This is a genomic window from Oerskovia douganii, from assembly GCF_015142735.1.
In the GTDB taxonomy this organism is placed as follows: domain Bacteria; phylum Actinomycetota; class Actinomycetes; order Actinomycetales; family Cellulomonadaceae; genus Oerskovia; species Oerskovia douganii.
Genome location: NZ_JACSPN010000009.1, coordinates 21,404 through 36,015 on the forward strand (window position 1 = coordinate 21,404; position 14,612 = coordinate 36,015).

Annotated in this window: 17 protein-coding genes; 8 read left to right on the forward strand and 9 right to left on the reverse strand. The window is 73.9% G+C overall.

Going from position 1 to position 14,612, the window contains the following annotated elements; genetic code table 11:
- Positions 1-33 precede the first annotated feature (33 nt).
- On the forward strand, positions 34-489 hold the full coding sequence (locus tag H9623_RS08675; RefSeq protein WP_193719662.1) for a VOC family protein: 456 nt from the start codon (positions 34-36) through the stop codon (positions 487-489).
- 30 nt (positions 490-519) lie between these two features.
- Here H9623_RS08675 and H9623_RS08680 read toward each other — a convergent pair whose 3' ends face one another.
- Positions 520-1,173 carry a site-specific integrase gene (locus H9623_RS08680; RefSeq protein ID WP_227748407.1) on the reverse strand — a complete coding sequence of 218 codons (654 nt, stop codon included), beginning with the start codon at positions 1,171-1,173 and terminating at the stop codon, positions 520-522.
- Positions 1,174-1,245: 72 nt separating this feature from the next.
- The gene (locus H9623_RS08685; protein WP_193719663.1) at positions 1,246-2,460 is read right to left on the reverse strand and encodes a Fic family protein; all 1,215 of its coding nucleotides are present in this window, start codon (positions 2,458-2,460) and stop codon (positions 1,246-1,248) included.
- Between the two features lie 93 nt (positions 2,461-2,553).
- On the opposite strand from H9623_RS08685, the gene H9623_RS08690 reads away from it, so the two are divergent.
- The gene (locus H9623_RS08690; protein WP_193719664.1) at positions 2,554-3,225 is read left to right on the forward strand and encodes a YigZ family protein; all 672 of its coding nucleotides are present in this window, start codon (positions 2,554-2,556) and stop codon (positions 3,223-3,225) included.
- 166 nt (positions 3,226-3,391) lie between these two features.
- Here the strand turns inward: H9623_RS08690 and H9623_RS08695 are convergent, their stop codons facing one another.
- Entirely contained in the window at positions 3,392-4,804 is a 1,413-nt protein-coding gene (locus H9623_RS08695; protein ID WP_193719665.1) for a UTP--glucose-1-phosphate uridylyltransferase, read from the reverse strand.
- 193 nt (positions 4,805-4,997) lie between these two features.
- Here H9623_RS08695 and H9623_RS08700 point away from each other — a divergent pair, with 193 nt between their 5' ends.
- Positions 4,998-5,201, forward strand: coding sequence for a hypothetical protein (locus H9623_RS08700; protein ID WP_193719666.1), 204 nt, complete (start codon positions 4,998-5,000; stop codon positions 5,199-5,201).
- Between the two features lie 24 nt (positions 5,202-5,225).
- On the opposite strand, the gene H9623_RS08705 is transcribed toward H9623_RS08700, so the two are convergent.
- Entirely contained in the window at positions 5,226-5,846 is a 621-nt protein-coding gene (locus H9623_RS08705) for an L-threonylcarbamoyladenylate synthase (RefSeq protein WP_193719667.1), read from the reverse strand.
- 88 nt (positions 5,847-5,934) lie between these two features.
- Here H9623_RS08705 and H9623_RS08710 point away from each other — a divergent pair, with 88 nt between their 5' ends.
- Positions 5,935-6,687, forward strand: coding sequence for an endonuclease/exonuclease/phosphatase family protein (locus tag H9623_RS08710; protein ID WP_193719668.1), 753 nt, complete (start codon positions 5,935-5,937; stop codon positions 6,685-6,687).
- Positions 6,688-6,849: 162 nt separating this feature from the next.
- Here the strand turns inward: H9623_RS08710 and H9623_RS08715 are convergent, their stop codons facing one another.
- Positions 6,850-8,679: an FAD-dependent oxidoreductase gene (locus H9623_RS08715; RefSeq protein WP_193719669.1), complete on the reverse strand. Its 1,830-nt coding sequence runs from the start codon at positions 8,677-8,679 to the stop codon at positions 6,850-6,852.
- A gap of 223 nt (positions 8,680-8,902) precedes the next feature.
- Between H9623_RS08715 and H9623_RS08720 the strand changes: the two genes are divergently transcribed.
- The 3 genes from H9623_RS08720 (at position 8,903) to H9623_RS08730 (ending at position 11,247) form a co-directional block, all read left to right on the forward strand.
- Positions 8,903-9,766, forward strand: coding sequence for an SDR family oxidoreductase (locus H9623_RS08720; RefSeq protein WP_193719670.1), 864 nt, complete (start codon positions 8,903-8,905; stop codon positions 9,764-9,766).
- Between the two features lie 162 nt (positions 9,767-9,928).
- Positions 9,929-10,345, forward strand: a complete 417-nt coding sequence (locus H9623_RS08725) for a CBS domain-containing protein (protein ID WP_193719671.1) — start codon at positions 9,929-9,931, stop codon at positions 10,343-10,345.
- A 137-nt stretch (positions 10,346-10,482) separates the two neighbouring features.
- Positions 10,483-11,247 carry a GAF and ANTAR domain-containing protein gene (locus tag H9623_RS08730; RefSeq protein ID WP_193719672.1) on the forward strand — a complete coding sequence of 255 codons (765 nt, stop codon included), beginning with the start codon at positions 10,483-10,485 and terminating at the stop codon, positions 11,245-11,247.
- Positions 11,248-11,321: 74 nt separating this feature from the next.
- On the opposite strand, the gene H9623_RS08735 is transcribed toward H9623_RS08730, so the two are convergent.
- On the reverse strand, positions 11,322-12,050 hold the full coding sequence (locus H9623_RS08735) for a PAS and ANTAR domain-containing protein (protein WP_193719673.1): 729 nt from the start codon (positions 12,048-12,050) through the stop codon (positions 11,322-11,324).
- Positions 12,051-12,248: 198 nt separating this feature from the next.
- Between H9623_RS08735 and H9623_RS08740 the strand changes: the two genes are divergently transcribed.
- Complete coding sequence (locus H9623_RS08740) at positions 12,249-12,449, forward strand: hypothetical protein (RefSeq protein WP_193719674.1); 201 nt, start codon at positions 12,249-12,251, stop codon at positions 12,447-12,449.
- A gap of 3 nt (positions 12,450-12,452) precedes the next feature.
- Here H9623_RS08740 and H9623_RS08745 read toward each other — a convergent pair whose 3' ends face one another.
- The 3 genes from H9623_RS08745 to H9623_RS08755 all read right to left on the reverse strand — a co-directional run bounded on the left by H9623_RS08745 (position 12,453) and on the right by H9623_RS08755 (position 14,545).
- Positions 12,453-12,914 (reverse strand): HNH endonuclease, encoded by a 462-nt coding sequence (locus H9623_RS08745; RefSeq protein ID WP_193719675.1) that lies wholly within the window; start codon positions 12,912-12,914, stop codon positions 12,453-12,455.
- Positions 12,915-13,343: 429 nt separating this feature from the next.
- Positions 13,344-13,856, reverse strand: coding sequence for a Fur family transcriptional regulator (locus tag H9623_RS08750; RefSeq protein ID WP_321575356.1), 513 nt, complete (start codon positions 13,854-13,856; stop codon positions 13,344-13,346).
- 20 nt (positions 13,857-13,876) lie between these two features.
- Positions 13,877-14,545 carry a GAP family protein gene (locus H9623_RS08755; protein WP_193719677.1) on the reverse strand — a complete coding sequence of 223 codons (669 nt, stop codon included), beginning with the start codon at positions 14,543-14,545 and terminating at the stop codon, positions 13,877-13,879.
- Positions 14,546-14,612 lie beyond the last annotated feature (67 nt).

A 14,612-nucleotide genomic window follows, 5' to 3' on the forward strand; every position in this document is an offset into this window, starting at 1 on the left:
AGCAGATGATCGATCTCTGGCTACCGTGGACCCATGACCGACACCGACGCACGTCCCCCCGTCCTGCAGCTCCGTCTCGTCGTCGAGGCGGAGGACTACGAGGCGGCGCTCACCTTCTACCGCGACACGCTGGGCCTCCCCCAGCTCGAGGCGTACAGCGGCGAGGGTGACGCCGAGGTCGCGATCCTCGACGCCGGCCGCGCCACCCTGGAGATCGCCAACCCCGCGCAGAAACGCATGATCGACGACGTCGAGGTGGGCCGGCAGGTCGCCCCCCGGCTGCGCGTCGCGTTCGAGGTCACCGACGCCGCGTCGGTCACGTCCGACCTCGTCGACGGCGGCGCCACCCTCCTCGCCGCACCCGTCCGCACGCCGTGGGACTCGCTCAACGCGCGGCTCGAGGCACCCGCAGGGCTGCAGGTCACGGTGTTCCAGGAGCTCTCCCCCGCCCCTCCCCGCTCCCCCGCGCAGGCCGGGCCCACAGGGTGAGCGACGCCGTCGGGCCGTCTCCTCGCGGCACTACCCGGGCGACGCGGCCTCGTCCGTGACGTCCGCGTGCCAGGCCCGGCGGACCTGCTCGAAGCGCGTCGGCAGCGGCGGGCGCACCCCGCCGTAGCGCGCGTTGGTGCGCTGCACGAACCTGCGCCAGGACAGCACCAGCCCCTGCTTGGTGATGGGCAGGCCGCTCGCCACGGTCACCCCGTTGTCGTGCGTGTGGTGGACCGTCAGGAGCAGCGCGCGCGGTACCGAGCCCTCGAGCTCGGCGCAGAGGTCCTCCCGGACGTCCAGCCAGCGGCGCAGGACCATGACGACGCCCGGCTCGAGGCGGTGCACGCGCACCGTCCTGTGCTTGCCGTGCTGGACGACGACGCTCCCCTCCCCCACCTGCGCGCCGACGGGCCCGAGGTCCAGCGAGTCGACAGTGCACCGCAGCAGATCCGAGTACCGGGCACCGGTCGCGCGCGTCAGCCCGACGACGACCGCCAGACGCACCAGCTCCGGCTTGGTCGCAGCGTGCATGGCTCCGACCGACAGCTCGCGCCAGACCCACTCGGCCTCGTCGCGCGTGACCGGTGGGCGGGGGTAGCGCGGGGCGAGCGCATGGGCCTCCTCCTGCGGGGCCTCCTCGGCTGTCGAGGCGTCCTGCGGTGAGTCGGTGTCGTCGGTGACCATGGAGCGAACCTATCCGCTTGGCACACTATTTCCAAGAGGCGACGACGGTGAGCCGTCGGACGCCTCCGTCGATCAGCCTTCCCGCAGGCGACGCGTGAGGTCGTCGATCTCGCCCAGCACCTCGGTGGCCGCCCACACCCCGTGCCGCTGGGACGTCGAGAGCTGCGACAGCACCCCTGCCTCGGTCAGCCGGTGGAGCGCCTCGTAGGCGGCCGCCGACGAGGTCCCGGCGACCTGCCGGGCGAGGTCCCCGTCGAGCACCGGGTGGTCCAGCAACCTGTCCAGGATCGCCGCCGCCGCCGAACCTGCCCGCGGGCGCACCTCCCCCCGCCACGCCGCCGGCAGCTCGGAGAGGTTGTCGGCGGAGATCCGGGCCTCGCGCGCAGCAGCCGAGGCGCTGGTCGCCAGGTACCGCACGAACTGTGCGACCTGCCCGGCCCGGTAGGCGTTGACGCGGGAGAAGTACTCCCCCGTGTCGGCCAGCATGGCCGAGGCGACCGGGACGACCAGCGTCGGGGCGAGCCCACGCCGCCGCCACACGGCCCCGATCAGAGCGCGGCCGATCCGCCCGTTGCCGTCGGTGAACGGGTGGATGGACTCGAACTGGGCGTGCGCAATGGCCGCCTGCGCCACGGCAGGGAGGTCCTCGCGCCCCAGGAAGACGATCAGGTCCTCCATGTACCCGGGCACGAGCTCGGGCGGCGGGGGCACGTGCACCGCCCCGCGTGGCGACCAGTCGGACCCGCCGATCCAGTTCTGCACCGTCCTGAGGCTGCCCGCGGTGGGCCCGTCGAGCGGGTCGTCCTTGAGGAGCGTCCGGTGAGCCGCCAGGAGGTCCTCGAGCTCGATCACCCCCGCGCTGCCCGCGGCATCGACGAGCCGGGACACCGCCCGGGCGGCGGCGACCGTGACCTGGGCGTCCTTCCCTGCCTTCATGCCGATCGTCGCCCTGGCCAGGTCGGCCAGGCTCGCGTCGTGACGCTCGATCCGCGACGAGGCGACCGCCTCGGTGCGCAGCAGGAACGTCGCGAACGACGAGAGCACGGGCCCGTGGACCGCGTCGAGCCGGGTGATGTCGACCGCGGCCCGCTCGATGTCTGCGGCCTCCTCGGCCGACGGGACGTAGGCGAGGTCCGCGATCAGGGGTGGCAACGACACCGTGATCTCACGCAGCATGCGGTCCTCGCGCGGACCGCGCGAGGCCGACGCCCACGGCCTGACCTCGGCACCGTGCGGCGGCCACGTGACACCCGCCGGAGCGGCCCTCCCGGCACCTTCGTCCGTCATGACAACCCTTCCTTGTCGCTCGTCACGTCAAGGTTATGCCCCCTAACCTGGACTTGCGCCACCACAAGTCCAGGTTGGCTAGGCTGGCCGACGATGTCCTCCGCCCCGTTCTCCCCCGAGCGCGCGCCGCTCCCCTCGACCGTCGCCCGACCCGTCGAGCACGAGCTCGTGGTCAAGAAGTCGCGGTTCATCACGCTCCTGCACCCCGTCACGTCCGTCGCGGACGCCGAGGCGGTGATCGCTCGCGTCCGCAAGGAGCACTGGGACGCCCGGCACCACTGCACGGCGCTCGTCGTGGGGACGCACGCCGACCAGCAGCGGTCGAGCGACGACGGCGAGCCGTCGGGGACGGCCGGCATCCCCATGCTCGAGGTCCTGCGGCACCGTCACGTGACCGACGTCGTCGCGGTCGTCACGCGCTACTTCGGCGGGGTCCTGCTCGGCGCGGGAGGGCTCGTGCGGGCCTACTCGAACGCCGTGAGCGAGACCCTCGACATGGCCCCGATGCTGCGCCGCGAGATCATGGTCGAGGTCACGGTCGAGGTCCCGCACGCGGACGCAGGCCGGATGGGCAACGTCCTGCACGAGTGGTGCCAGACCCACGGCGCGGTCCTCGAGGGCACCGACTACGCGGGGTCCGCCGTCTTCCGCCTCCTGGTCCCGCCGGCACGGCTCGGGGCGCTCGACGCCGACGGCGCGGCGGCGGCGAGCGGCACCCTCTCCCCCGCGGTGGGGGACAGCCGCATCGTCGACGTCCCCGCCTGAGACCCTCCGTGCGCCCGGCGAGGGCCCCTTCCCGGCCGCGCGGCGCCGTCGGGCACCAGCAACTGCCCGACGGCGTCTCGCGGCCCCTCAGGGCGTGTCAGCGCCCTGGGGGGCCGCCAGAAGGTCCGAGCGCGACGACGCCGAGCGGTCCGCGGCAGGGCACGCGTCAGACCGTGCCGACGATGCCCTCGGGCCCCACGCGCGCGCCGTCCGGGACGGCCGAGGGCTCACCCGCGTCCTGCAGGACCGCGCTCCCCTCGGCCACCACACCCCGGCCGAACGTCCAGTCGCCCCGCACCGTGAGCCCCGACGCGCCCCGCAACGAGGGCGCCCCCCGGCCGAACCGCGCGTCGAAGTCCCCGACGAGCTTGTAGTACGTGCTGTCGAGGTCGACGAGCGGCGCCCCGACCTGGGCCGCGAGCGTGAAGTCCTCCCCCAGCTCGTACACGTCGGAGCGCAGCAGGAGCAGGTCGCTCGTGGCCTTGACCGGCAGGAAGCGGCTGCGGTCGACCTCGATGACGGTCGGGCCCTCGAAGACCTCGATCGCCGCGCCCATCGCGGACTCGACCTGGATCACGGGCGTCGACGACGCGTCGGTCGGGTCGACCGTCTTGGGGTTGACGATGAGCGGCAGCTCGAGGACTCCCCCGGTCCGGTCGAGCTCGGCGGCCAGCGCCCGCAGGTCGAGCCACAGGTTGTTCGTGTTGAAGTACCGGTGACGCTCGATGTCCCCCGCCGCGGCGAGGTCCTCCTGCGGCGTCTGCGCGGTCTCGCGCAGCACCAGCCGACCGTCCGAGCGCCGCACCACCAGGTGGCCGCCCTTGCGGTCCGCAGGGGTCCGGCGAGCCACCTCGGCCGCGAACGGGGCTCCCGACGCCGCGAACCAGCCCGCCATCGCCGCGTCCGGGGCCGCCCCGAGGTTGTCGGAGTTGGACACGCTCGCGTACAGGTAGCCCGCGTCGAGGAGCTGCTGGAGCACCCCCGACGTGACCAGGGCCGTGTAGAGGTCCCCGTGGCCCGGCGGGCACCACTCGAGGTCGGGGTCCGCGGGCCACTCCACGGGCTCGAGGTCGTCCGCGCGCAGCTTGGGCTCGCGGTTCTGCAGGAAGTCCAGGGGCAGGCCGTCGACCGCGAGGTCCGGGTAGGCCGCGAGCGCCGCGAGCGTGTCGTCGCGGGTGCGGAAGCTGTTCATGAAGAGCAGCGGGAGGGGCGCGCCGGTCGTGGAGCGGGCGGCGAGGGTCTGGCGGGCGATGATGTCGAGGAAGGTGAGTGCACCGTCGTCGGTGTCGCGCACGGTCAGGAGGGACTTGGCGCGGTCCATGCCCATGGAGGTGCCGAGGCCGCCGTTGAGCTTGATGAGGACGGTGCGGGAGAGGGCGGCGTTGGCGTCGTCGGGGGCGACGGTGAGGTCGTCGCGATGGGTGACGCCGGTGAGGGGTTGGACGTCCGTCTCGGGGACGGTGCCGGTGGCGCCGCTGTCGAGGAGTGCGTAGAAGCGGCTGAAGACGTCGATCGCGGTGCGGTGGACGCCGGCGTCGGCCATCTTGTGCTGGGAGTGGGTGAGGCCCTGGCTGCTCATGGTGTCGATGCTAGGGCGGGTGGGGCTGGTCGTGCCGGTCGGGCGGTGGGGTGTCGGTCACGGGGCATGGACCTGTGCGGTGCGGCGCCCCTACGCTCGGCGGCATGACGATGCTGGGGTGCGTTCCTGGGGGCGGGGCTGGACGGGTGCGGGGGCGGGCGTGGTGAGCGGGCCTGTCTCGCACCGGGATCGCGTGAAGATCTCGACGGCGTTGCTCACCCAGGTGGCTGATCACGTCGAGTCGGACGCGAGCCTGGTCACCAAGGAGGATGCGGTGCGGGTGCTGCGGGACCTGGCGCTGGTGCTCGATCTGCGGGAGTTCTTGCCGGAGATCGACATCGGGTGGCCGGGGAAGGGTCCGGGGACGGGTCCGGTGCAGGGGGCCGGGGGGTCCTGAGGGGGTCGGCCCGGACGGGTGGGGCTACTCGAAGCGGGTGGGGTCGCCGGCGCCGACGCGGACGACCTCGGCGCTGCCGGAGGAGAAGTCGACGACGGTGGTGGGTTCGGTGCCGCAGTCGCCGGAGTCGACGACGGCGTCGACCTGGTGGTCGAGCGCTTCCTTGATCTCCCAGCCCTGGGTCATGGGTTCGTCCTCGCCGGGCAGGAGGAGGGTGCTGGACAGCAGGGGTTCGCCGAGGGCGCGCAGGATGGCCTGGGTGACGGCGTGGTCGGGGATGCGGACGCCGACGGTCTTCTTCTTGGGGTGCGCGAGGCGTCGGGGGACCTCTGCGGTCGCGGGCAGGATGAAGGTGTAGCTGCCGGGGGTGGAGGCCTTGATGGCGCGGAAGGCGGCGTTGTCGATCTTGACGAGCTGCCCGAGCTGGGCGAAGTCGGCGCACACGAGGGTGAAGTGGTGCTTGTCGCCGAGATGGCGGATGTCGCGGATGCGCTGGGTGGCGCTGTGGGAGCCGATCCGGGCGCCGAGCGCGTAGCAGGAGTCGGTGGGGTAGGCGATGAGGGCGTCGTCGCGCAGGAGCGTGACGATCTGGTCGATCGCGCGGGGCTGGGGGTCGACGGGGTGCACGTCGAAGTACTTGGCCATGGCGTGAGCCTAGGCCTGCGTGGCCGGGGGTGCAGGGCGCGGGCCCGACGGTGGGCGGCGCTCCCGGGGTGGGGGCAGAATCGGTGCGATGCGACTTGCGACCTTCAACATCCTGCACGGTCGGTCCACGGCGGACGACGTCGTGGACGTGGACCGTTTCGCCCGTGCGGTGGCGGACCTCGACGCGGACGTCCTCGCGCTGCAGGAGGTGGACCGCAACCAGCGCCGTTCGGGGCGGGCCGACCTCGCCCGGGTGGCGGCAGAGGCCATGGGTGCGGTCGACGTGCGCTTCGCGCCGACGCTGGACCGGTGGGGGGCGAGCGGGCGGTCTCAGTACGGGGTGGCGCTGCTGTCGCGTTTCCCGGTGCTGGAGTGGCGCACGCTGCCGCTGCCGCGCCGCCCGTGGTGGCGGCCGCTGCCCCGAGGGGCTGGGGGTCGGCGTCTGCGGTGGGGGTGGGACGAGCCGCGGACCGCGGTCGTGGCGGTGGTCGCGACGCCGCAGGGCCGCCTGACCGTGGTCGCGACGCACCTGAGCTTCCTCGACGGGTGGGGTGAGCACCAGCTGGAGCGGCTGGCGCGGGGGCTGGAGGGCGCGCCGCGGCCGCTCGTGCTGCTGGGTGACCTGAACCTGCGCTCGGAGACCCCGGCGATCGTCACGGGGTGGAGCCCTCTGGTGGTCGCACGGTCGTACCCGGTGGCTCACCCGATGCTGCAGATCGACCACGTGCTGGCGGACGGCGAGGTCCGGCCGCTCGCGCCGGGCCGGGCGGTCGACACGGGGTTGTCGGACCACCGGGCGCTCGTCGTCGACGTCGAGCTCGACGGGCCGGGCGGCGCCTGACCTCCCACGAGCATCGCATCGAACAGGTGTTCGACACCTCAAGGCGCCCCGAGAGCGACCACTCGAACACCTGTTCGACATACGAGCCGTCGAGCGGCAGAATCCCTCGAACAGGCGTTCGACTTCTCACCCGCCCGTGGGGCCAGGGCACCTCGCCGGAGGTCAACGCCCCGTCGCTTCCCTCTCCCCGGAGGTGATCCGGACCACCGGAAGGCGCAGGGCCGCCGGGGCGGACTCCGGGACCCGCGGGGCACGGGGTGCCACCGGGGCCAGCCGCCGGTAGGCGCTGCCGAGCGGCGGCCGCTGGTCGGCCTCGCCGCGGTTCGGCCACAGGGCCAGGGCCCGCTCGGCCTGCGCCGTGATCGTGAGCGACGGGTTGACGCCCAGGTTCGCGCTCACCGCCGCCCCGTCGAGCACGTGCAGGCCCTCGTGCCCGAACACCCGCTGGTAGGCGTCCACGACCCCGTCCGCCGAGGACGCGCCGATCGCGCACCCGCCCAGGAAGTGTGCGGTGAGCGGCATCCCGAAGGGTTCCCCGATGCTCCCGCCCGGCGAGCCGCCCATGACCCGGGCCAAGCGCCTCGCGGCCTCGTGCGCCGCGGGGATCCAGCCGGGGTTCGGGGCGCCGTGGCCCTGGCGCGACGTCATCCGACGCCGCCCGGTCCACGTCCGACGCGTGTACGTCGTCAGCGAGTTGTCGTGGCTCTGCATGACCAGGGCGATCACGGTCCGCTCGGACCAGCCCCGCAGGTCGACCATGGCCGGCAGCCGTCGACGCTGGGCCCACAGCTCGCGCAACCACCCCCGGGGCGAGGGCGAGGATCCTGGGTGCGCGGCGCCGTCGGGCACCTCCCCCGGGGCGCCACCCGTGGACGGGCCGCGAGCGCCCCGGGGAGTGACGAGGACGGTCTGCAGGAGGGCCATGGCGTTGGACCCGCGGCCGTAGCGCACGGGTTCGACGTGCGTGTGGGCGTCCGGGTGGAACGAGGACGTGATGGCGACGCCGCGCGTGTAGTCGGGGACGGGGGCACCGGTGGGGCGCCGGTCGGCCGTCGCGCCCAGGAGCGCCTCGGAGTTGGTGCGCGTGAGCATCCCCAGGCGCTCGGAGAGGTGCGGGAGGGTGCCCGCGTCACGCTGGGCGTGCAGGAGCCGTTGCGTGCCGTGGGCCCCTGCGGCGAGGACGACGTGCTCGGCGGTCCATCGGTGCGGGCGGGCGAAGGGACGGTCCGTGCGCCGGGCCGTGACCTCGTAGCGCCCGTCGGGCAGCGGGGCGATGCGGTTCACGGTCGTCAGGGGGTGGATCGTGGCGCCCCCACCCTCGGCGAGGTGCAGGTAGTTCTTGACCAGGGTGTTCTTGGCGCCGTGGCGGCACCCGGTCATGCACTGCCCGCACTCGAGGCACCCGCGCCGCTCGGGCCCCGCACCGCCGAAGAACGGGTCGGGCACCGGGACGCCCGGGGCACCGAAGAGCACGCCCACGGGGGCGGGCGTGAACGTTTCCCCCACGCCCATCTCGCGGGCGACCTGGGCCATGGCCTCGTCGGCGGGCGTGCGGCCCGCGTAGGTGACGACGCCGAGCATGCGCCGCGCCTGGTCGTAGTACGGCGCGAGCTCGGCCTTCCAGTCGGCCAGGTGACCCCACGAGGGGTCGGTGTAGAACGCGTCGAGCGGCTCGTACAGGGTGTTGGCGTAGACGAGCGAGCCGCCGCCCACCCCGGCACCGGCCAGGACCAGGACGTCGCGCAGGCGGTGCACGCGCTGGATGCCGAGGCAGCCCAGGCGCGGCGCCCACAGGAAGTCGCGCAGGTGCCAGGAGGTCGCGGCGAAGTCCTCGTCCGCGAAACGGCGCCCGGCCTCGAGGACCGCGACCCGGTACCCCTTCTCCGTGAGGCGCAGGGCCGCGACCGACCCGCCGAAGCCCGAGCCGACCACGAGCACGTCGACGTCGCGACCGGTGTCCTGCCGGGCGTGGTGCCCGTCGTCCTGGGTCATGCGTGTGCCACCTCGTTCCGCCGGCCGGCACCCCGTCGTGACCGGCAGGTGCTCATCCTGCCACCGGGACGCGGGCCCACGGTGCGGCACGGCGCCCCACGCTGCGAGGCAGCGAGCGCCGACCTAGCGTGGACGAGACCCGTGACGGTCCCGGACCCCCTCCGCGCCGGGCCGTCACCACCGCCACCTCCGTCCCCGGGCGGACCGTCAGAAGGAGAACCACATGGCCGAGCAGCAGCCCGCCTTCCCCGCGCAGCAGCAGGAGCCTCCTGGGCTCACGAGCCCCATGGACCCACAGCCCGACCACGGGGAGCACTCCTACCGGGGGTCGGGCCGGCTCGAGGGTCTACGTGCCCTGGTGACGGGCGGCGACTCCGGGATCGGGCGGGCGGTCGCCATCGCGTTCGCCCGCGAGGGCGCCGACGTCGCGATCGGCTACCTGCCGCAGGAGCAGGAGGACGCCGAGGAGACCGCCCGCTGGGTCCGCGACGCGGGACGCACGGCCGTGCTGCTGCCCGGGGACCTGCGCGAGGAGGCGACCTCGCGGGCGACGGTCACCGGCGCCGTCGAGCAGCTGGGCGGCCTGGACGTGCTCGTGAACAACGCGGGCTTCCAGATGGCCCGGCGCGGGTCCGTCGCCGACGTGACGACCGAGGACCTCGACCAGGTCCTCAAGACCAACCTGTACGCGCTGTTCTGGGTCACGCAGACCGCGCTCGAGCACCTGGGCGAGGGGGGATCGATCATCAACGTCTCCTCGATCCAGGCCTACCAGCCGTCCACGTCCCTCCTGGACTACGCCTCGACGAAGGCCGCGATCAACAACTTCACGGTCAACCTGGCAGCCGAGGTGGGTGTGCGCGGCATCCGGGTCAACGCCGTGGCTCCGGGACCCGTCTGGACCCCGTTGCAGCCCGCGACCCAGCCGCCCGAGAAGATCGAGGCGTTCGGGACCGACACCCCGCTGGGGCGTGCCGGGCAGCCCGCCGAGGTGGCGCCCGCGTTCGTGTTCCTCGCCTCGCCGTCCGACGCGAGCTACGTCTCGGGCACGGTCCTGGGCGTCACGGGCGGCAAGCCCGTCTTCTGACAGCCGTACCCCTCCTCGACGCCTCCGGGAGGCGGTCCGGACCGGGCTCTCCCCGGACCGCCTCCCGCGCCGTCCGGGGCTAGTCTGGAGGCCGGGTCGAGGAGCGGCTCGACCTCGCTCGGAGGAAGTTCGCAAGAAGTTCGCAGGAACACGGAGGCGACGATGCCGACGACGATCGCGCAGCTCATGTCCACGACGTTCTCCACGGTCGAGCAGACCGCGACCGTGGCCCAGGCGGCCCGTGCCATGGTCGACGACGACTCGGGGGACGCGGTCGTGCTGGACGACGGCGACGTCGTCGGCATCCTCACCGACCGCAGCATCGTGCGGGCGCTGGCCGCCGACGCCTCGACCGACCACCCCGTCGGAGACCTCTGCACCGAGGACCTGGTAGTGCTGAGCCCGCAGGACCCGGCCCGGGAAGCCGTGCGGATCATGGAGCGCCACGCCCTGCTGCGCCTGCCCGTCATGGTCGGGGCAGAGCTCGTGGGCATCGTCCGGCTCTCCGACCTGGTCACCGCGATCGAGCGCGGCCAGGTCACGGTGGGCGCCCGCGACGACGACCTCCAGGACGCCTGACCTGCGACCCCGCGCACCACCGGGCACGCACGGCCCCGCAGCGCCCACGGACCGCGTAGCGTTGTCCCCGACAGGTGGAGGAACGGCGCGCTCGTGCGCCGGAGACCGCCCACCCCGAGCACGAACGGGAACGCACGATGACGCAGGATCTGCAGCAGACGAAGGACGACGCCCTCGACGTCCCCACGAGCGCCGAGTACGGCACCGGGGCGACCCCGGCCACCGCCATCGAGTCCTCGATCGCCTCCGCGGCCCGGACGCTGGCCGAGGAACCGTCCCTCCAGGAGACTCTCGACCGCACCGTCGAGCTCGCGGTCGCGATGGTCGACGGGTGCGACGCCGCAGGGATCTCCCTCGTGACCCGCAAGGGCCGGATCGAGACCCCCGCGGCTTCCCACGCGCTGGCCCGGCGCGGCGACGAGCTCCAGTACGCGCTGAACCAGGGGCCGTGCCTGGACGCGATCCGTGAGACCGACCTGGTGCGCACCAACGACCTCGCGGCCGAGCCCCGCTGGCAGACCTGGGCCGACCAGGTCCAGGAGGAGCTCGGCGTGCGCTCGATGCTATGCGTCCAGCTCTTCACGAGCGAGACGTCGCACGGCGCGCTGAACCTGTACTCCCGCTCCACGGGCGCCTTCCCCGCGACCGCGCTGTCGATCGTCTCGACGTTCGCCGCGGTCGCTGCGGCCGCCCTGACCGCGGCACGCACCGAGGAGCAGCTCACGAGCGCCGTGCAGACCCGCACCGTGATCGGCCAGGCGCAGGGCATCCTCATGGAGCGCTACCAGCTCTCCCCCCAGCGCGCCTTCTCGGTCCTGAGCCGCGTCTCGCAGGACTCGAACGTCAAGCTCTTCGACCTCGCGCTGCAGGTCGTCGAGACGCGCGAGCTGCCGGTCCCGTAGCGCGGCCGTCCGGCGCCGTCGCTGTCCCCGGCACCCGCCGTCACCCCGGCGAGGGGGGCGGCGGGGCCGGCGGGTCAGCCCGGGAGCGCGCCCTTGCGACGGAAGAGCTGTGCGCCTCCCAGGCGGGTCACGCTGCCCGGCTCGAGGGCCGCCAGTCGGGCCTCGACGCGCTCCTTGGCGTCCTCCCCCAGGCCCCCCTCGGCCGCCAGGGCGCCGATCAGCTCGCGCGCCACGTCGGGCAGGCGTCGGCTGCTCTCGCTCGCGTGGACGACGAGCAGGTCGAGCGCACCGTCCGGGTCGAGCCCGTGGGAGGCCATGAGGACGCCCTTGGCCTGGTCGACGACCGCGCGGTCCTCGAGCCCGACCGCGACCTGGCGCGTCACCTCGCGCCGCAGCGTCTCCTCGTACGCGGCCGAGGTGTCGATCACCATGCCGATGACCTCCACGACCGCCCCGGAGGCGTCCCGCCGGCCCTGCCCCGTGACGGTCACGGTCTTCGTGCGGCCGCGGGCGTCCACGATCCGGTGGCTGCAGCTGAAGGGGCGCCCCGTCGTGCGCAGGACCGAGAGCTCGCGCAGGACCGTGTCGCGGTCGTCGGGGTGCTTGTGGGAGGCCAGGAGGCCCGCGCTGGGCGCCGCGGCGTCCGGGGTCAGCCCGTGCAGGTGGTAGACCTCCTCGGACCACCACCACTCGCCGGTCCGCAGGTCGACGCGGTACTGGCCGGCAGGATGGGCTCGCCCGACGCTCAGCGCCTCGGCGAGCGGGTCGCGTCGGCGTCGACGGGGGGACTGTTCGGTAGGCATGGGGGCTCGCTCTCAGCACGTGCGTGTCGAGGGGCCTCTTCCTGACTCCTTGGTGGCCCATCGTAGTCGGCTGCGAGCGGGAGAACCAGCGAGTACCCTGCACCGGCCCTCGGGCACCGCCCCCGGGGCCGACCGCAGGACGGGCCCCGGGCACCCGGGCACCGCGCCACCGGGCCGGGCCCGTGCGATCCTGGGCTCGTGTCCGACCTGACGTCCCGCCGCATCCCGCCCGGCCCCATCCTGCAGGCGCTGCGCACGCACCGCTACCTGCCCGACTGGGCCCTCGAGGTCCCGCAGGTCGCGCTCGAGCACGCGCTGAACCTCGCGGACGGCGACCCGCACCGGCTCGTCCTCGAGCAGGACGGCACGATCCGGGTCGAGAACTCCCCGCAGCGCTGAGGCTCAGCGCTTCCCGTGCGGGTAGACGTCGGCGAGCACGGGCTCGAACGGCCGCGAGCGCAGGGTCATGCCCGCCTCCTGGGGCGTGCGCCCGGCCTTGGCGGAGTTGCACGGCTCGCACGCCGCGACGGCGTTGAGCCAGGTCGTCGCGCCGCCCTGGCAGCGGGGCACGACGTGGTCCATGGTCGTCGCGGGCTGACCGCAGTACGCGCACCGGTGCCGGTCGCGGCGCAGCAGCGCGGCGCGCGAGTAGGGGACGCGGCCCGTGCGCTCGTAGACCCAGCGGGTGTGGACGTAGCGGACGAGCTCGACCGAGACGGGACGCTGGTACGGGCCGAACGTCTCTCCCTCGACCGCTTCGCGCACGGCCGCGACGCGCCGGTGCAGCATGCGGATCGCGTGTCCGAGCGAGACGCGGCCGAGGACCTGCCCGCCACCCAGGTTGTAGATGAGGACCTCGCTCATCGACCGGCTCCTGTCTGCGGCCCGGAGCCGTCAGGCCCCGCGACCGCCCACGTCGTCTGCGGAGAGGGCGGGAATCGAACCCGCCCACGGGACGCTGGTGCGTTCCGTCGCCATCCTTGGCACATGCCTCTCCAGGGGTGCCGCCCGACTGCAGTCCGGGCGACTTGGGACCTCCACGCACACCACGGGTCCCCGTCGTGGCCAGGTTCATGTGCCTGGCTCGCCGCGCTACCACCGTGGCGCGGTCTCGTGTGCGTCAGCTCGTGCGGGCCGCCGGGGCGGCACCTCATGAGAACGGGCCAGGAGGGGTGCCGCCCGGGCTGGGCCGTGCGGCGACCGGTCTCCTGACCGGACGAGCACCACAGTAGCGGGGTCCCCCGGGGCGAGGGCAAGGGTTTTCCGCAGGATCGGCGAGGCGGGGCCGGGCGGTCACGGACCGTCCGGGACGTGGGAGGCGGTCCGGCACGTCGCGCACGTGCCGGACAGCGCGACGTGCGCGGGCGCCAGCGTGAAGCCTGCCTCGGTCGCGAGCCACGTGGTGACGGGGTCCAGGAGGTCGCCGGGCAGGTCGATGATGCGACCGCACACGTCGCAGATCGCGTGCAGGTGCTCGCGGGCGGGGGAACCCGCCGCGAGGTGGTACGCGGTGGCTCCGCCGCCGATGTGCACGTGGGTCAGCACGCCCAGCGTCGTGAGCCGGTCCACCGTGCGGTAGACGGTCGCTCGGTGGATGCCCGGGTGGCGTTCGTGCACCCGGGCGCAGAGCTCGTCGGCGCTGGGGTGCCCCTCCCCCGTCGCGAGGACCTCGAGGACCGCGCGCCGGGCCTCGGTCACGCGGTGCCCTCCCGAGCGCAGCAGCCCCAGGGCCTCCTCGACCCGACCGGGACCGGGACGGTCGCCTCCCGGCCCGGGTCCCGTCCCCCTGTCCGTCGCGTCGTCCACGGTCATGTCCTCCGCTCCCTTCACAGCGCCGCGATCCCGTCGCCGACCATCTTGGCCCCGAGCACCACGAGCAGCACGGCCATGATGACGGCGTTGTTCCGTGTCATCCAGGTCTTGAGCCCGTCGAGGAGCGTGGCCGCGCGCTCGCCCATCGACAGGTAGATCACGAGGGGGGCGGCGACGCCGAGGCTCGCCACGACGACGAACACCGCGAGCGCCCCGAGCTGCTCACCGGTCTGGGAGGTCGCGGCGGCGATGGCCGCGGCCCCGGACACGACGAGGAGCAGGTTCTTGGGGTTGACCGCACCGAGCAGGACGGCGAGGCCGAACGCCTTGACGGGCGTGAAGGCGTCGATCGCGGTCATCCACCTCGGTGTCGCGGGGGTCGTGCCCGCGCGCGGGCGCCCGCGCCACTGCGTGACGGCGAGGAGCAGCAGGAGCACGCCCAGGAGGATCTTCACGACGCTCGCCCAGGCCGGCGGCCCGCCCGCGGCGGGCGTCGCGGCCCCGGCCACGAGCAGCACGATCGTCCCGAGGGCCGCGATCCCCACGATCCACCCCAGCAGGAACGCGAAGCCGTTGGCCCTGGCCCTCGCGCTGACGAGCATCAGCACGACCGCGACGATCGGCATGGGGCTGATGAGGACCCCGACCGCGATGGGCAGGGACTGACCGATGGCTGGGCCCACGGCACTTCCTTCCGTCGTGCGGCGCCCCGGGTGGGGCGTCGTGTCCCCGGCGCTGCGGGCTGCCCGC

Excerpts from the sequence above, each read along its gene's own strand:
- H9623_RS08675 (WP_193719662.1), top strand. The coding sequence starts at position 34 with ATGACCGACACCGACGCACGTCCCCCCGTCCTGCAGCTCCGTCTCGTC.
- H9623_RS08680 (WP_227748407.1), bottom strand. The coding sequence starts at position 1,173 with ATGGTCACCGACGACACCGACTCACCGCAGGACGCCTCGACAGCCGAG.
- H9623_RS08685 (WP_193719663.1), bottom strand. The coding sequence starts at position 2,460 with ATGACGGACGAAGGTGCCGGGAGGGCCGCTCCGGCGGGTGTCACGTGG.
- H9623_RS08690 (WP_193719664.1), top strand. The coding sequence starts at position 2,554 with ATGTCCTCCGCCCCGTTCTCCCCCGAGCGCGCGCCGCTCCCCTCGACC.
- H9623_RS08695 (WP_193719665.1), bottom strand. The coding sequence starts at position 4,804 with ATGAGCAGCCAGGGCCTCACCCACTCCCAGCACAAGATGGCCGACGCC.
- H9623_RS08705 (WP_193719667.1), bottom strand. The coding sequence starts at position 5,846 with ATGGCCAAGTACTTCGACGTGCACCCCGTCGACCCCCAGCCCCGCGCG.
- H9623_RS08710 (WP_193719668.1), top strand. The coding sequence starts at position 5,935 with ATGCGACTTGCGACCTTCAACATCCTGCACGGTCGGTCCACGGCGGAC.
- H9623_RS08715 (WP_193719669.1), bottom strand. The coding sequence starts at position 8,679 with ATGACCCAGGACGACGGGCACCACGCCCGGCAGGACACCGGTCGCGAC.
- H9623_RS08720 (WP_193719670.1), top strand. The coding sequence starts at position 8,903 with ATGGCCGAGCAGCAGCCCGCCTTCCCCGCGCAGCAGCAGGAGCCTCCT.
- H9623_RS08725 (WP_193719671.1), top strand. The coding sequence starts at position 9,929 with ATGCCGACGACGATCGCGCAGCTCATGTCCACGACGTTCTCCACGGTC.
- H9623_RS08730 (WP_193719672.1), top strand. The coding sequence starts at position 10,483 with ATGACGCAGGATCTGCAGCAGACGAAGGACGACGCCCTCGACGTCCCC.
- H9623_RS08735 (WP_193719673.1), bottom strand. The coding sequence starts at position 12,050 with ATGCCTACCGAACAGTCCCCCCGTCGACGCCGACGCGACCCGCTCGCC.
- H9623_RS08745 (WP_193719675.1), bottom strand. The coding sequence starts at position 12,914 with ATGAGCGAGGTCCTCATCTACAACCTGGGTGGCGGGCAGGTCCTCGGC.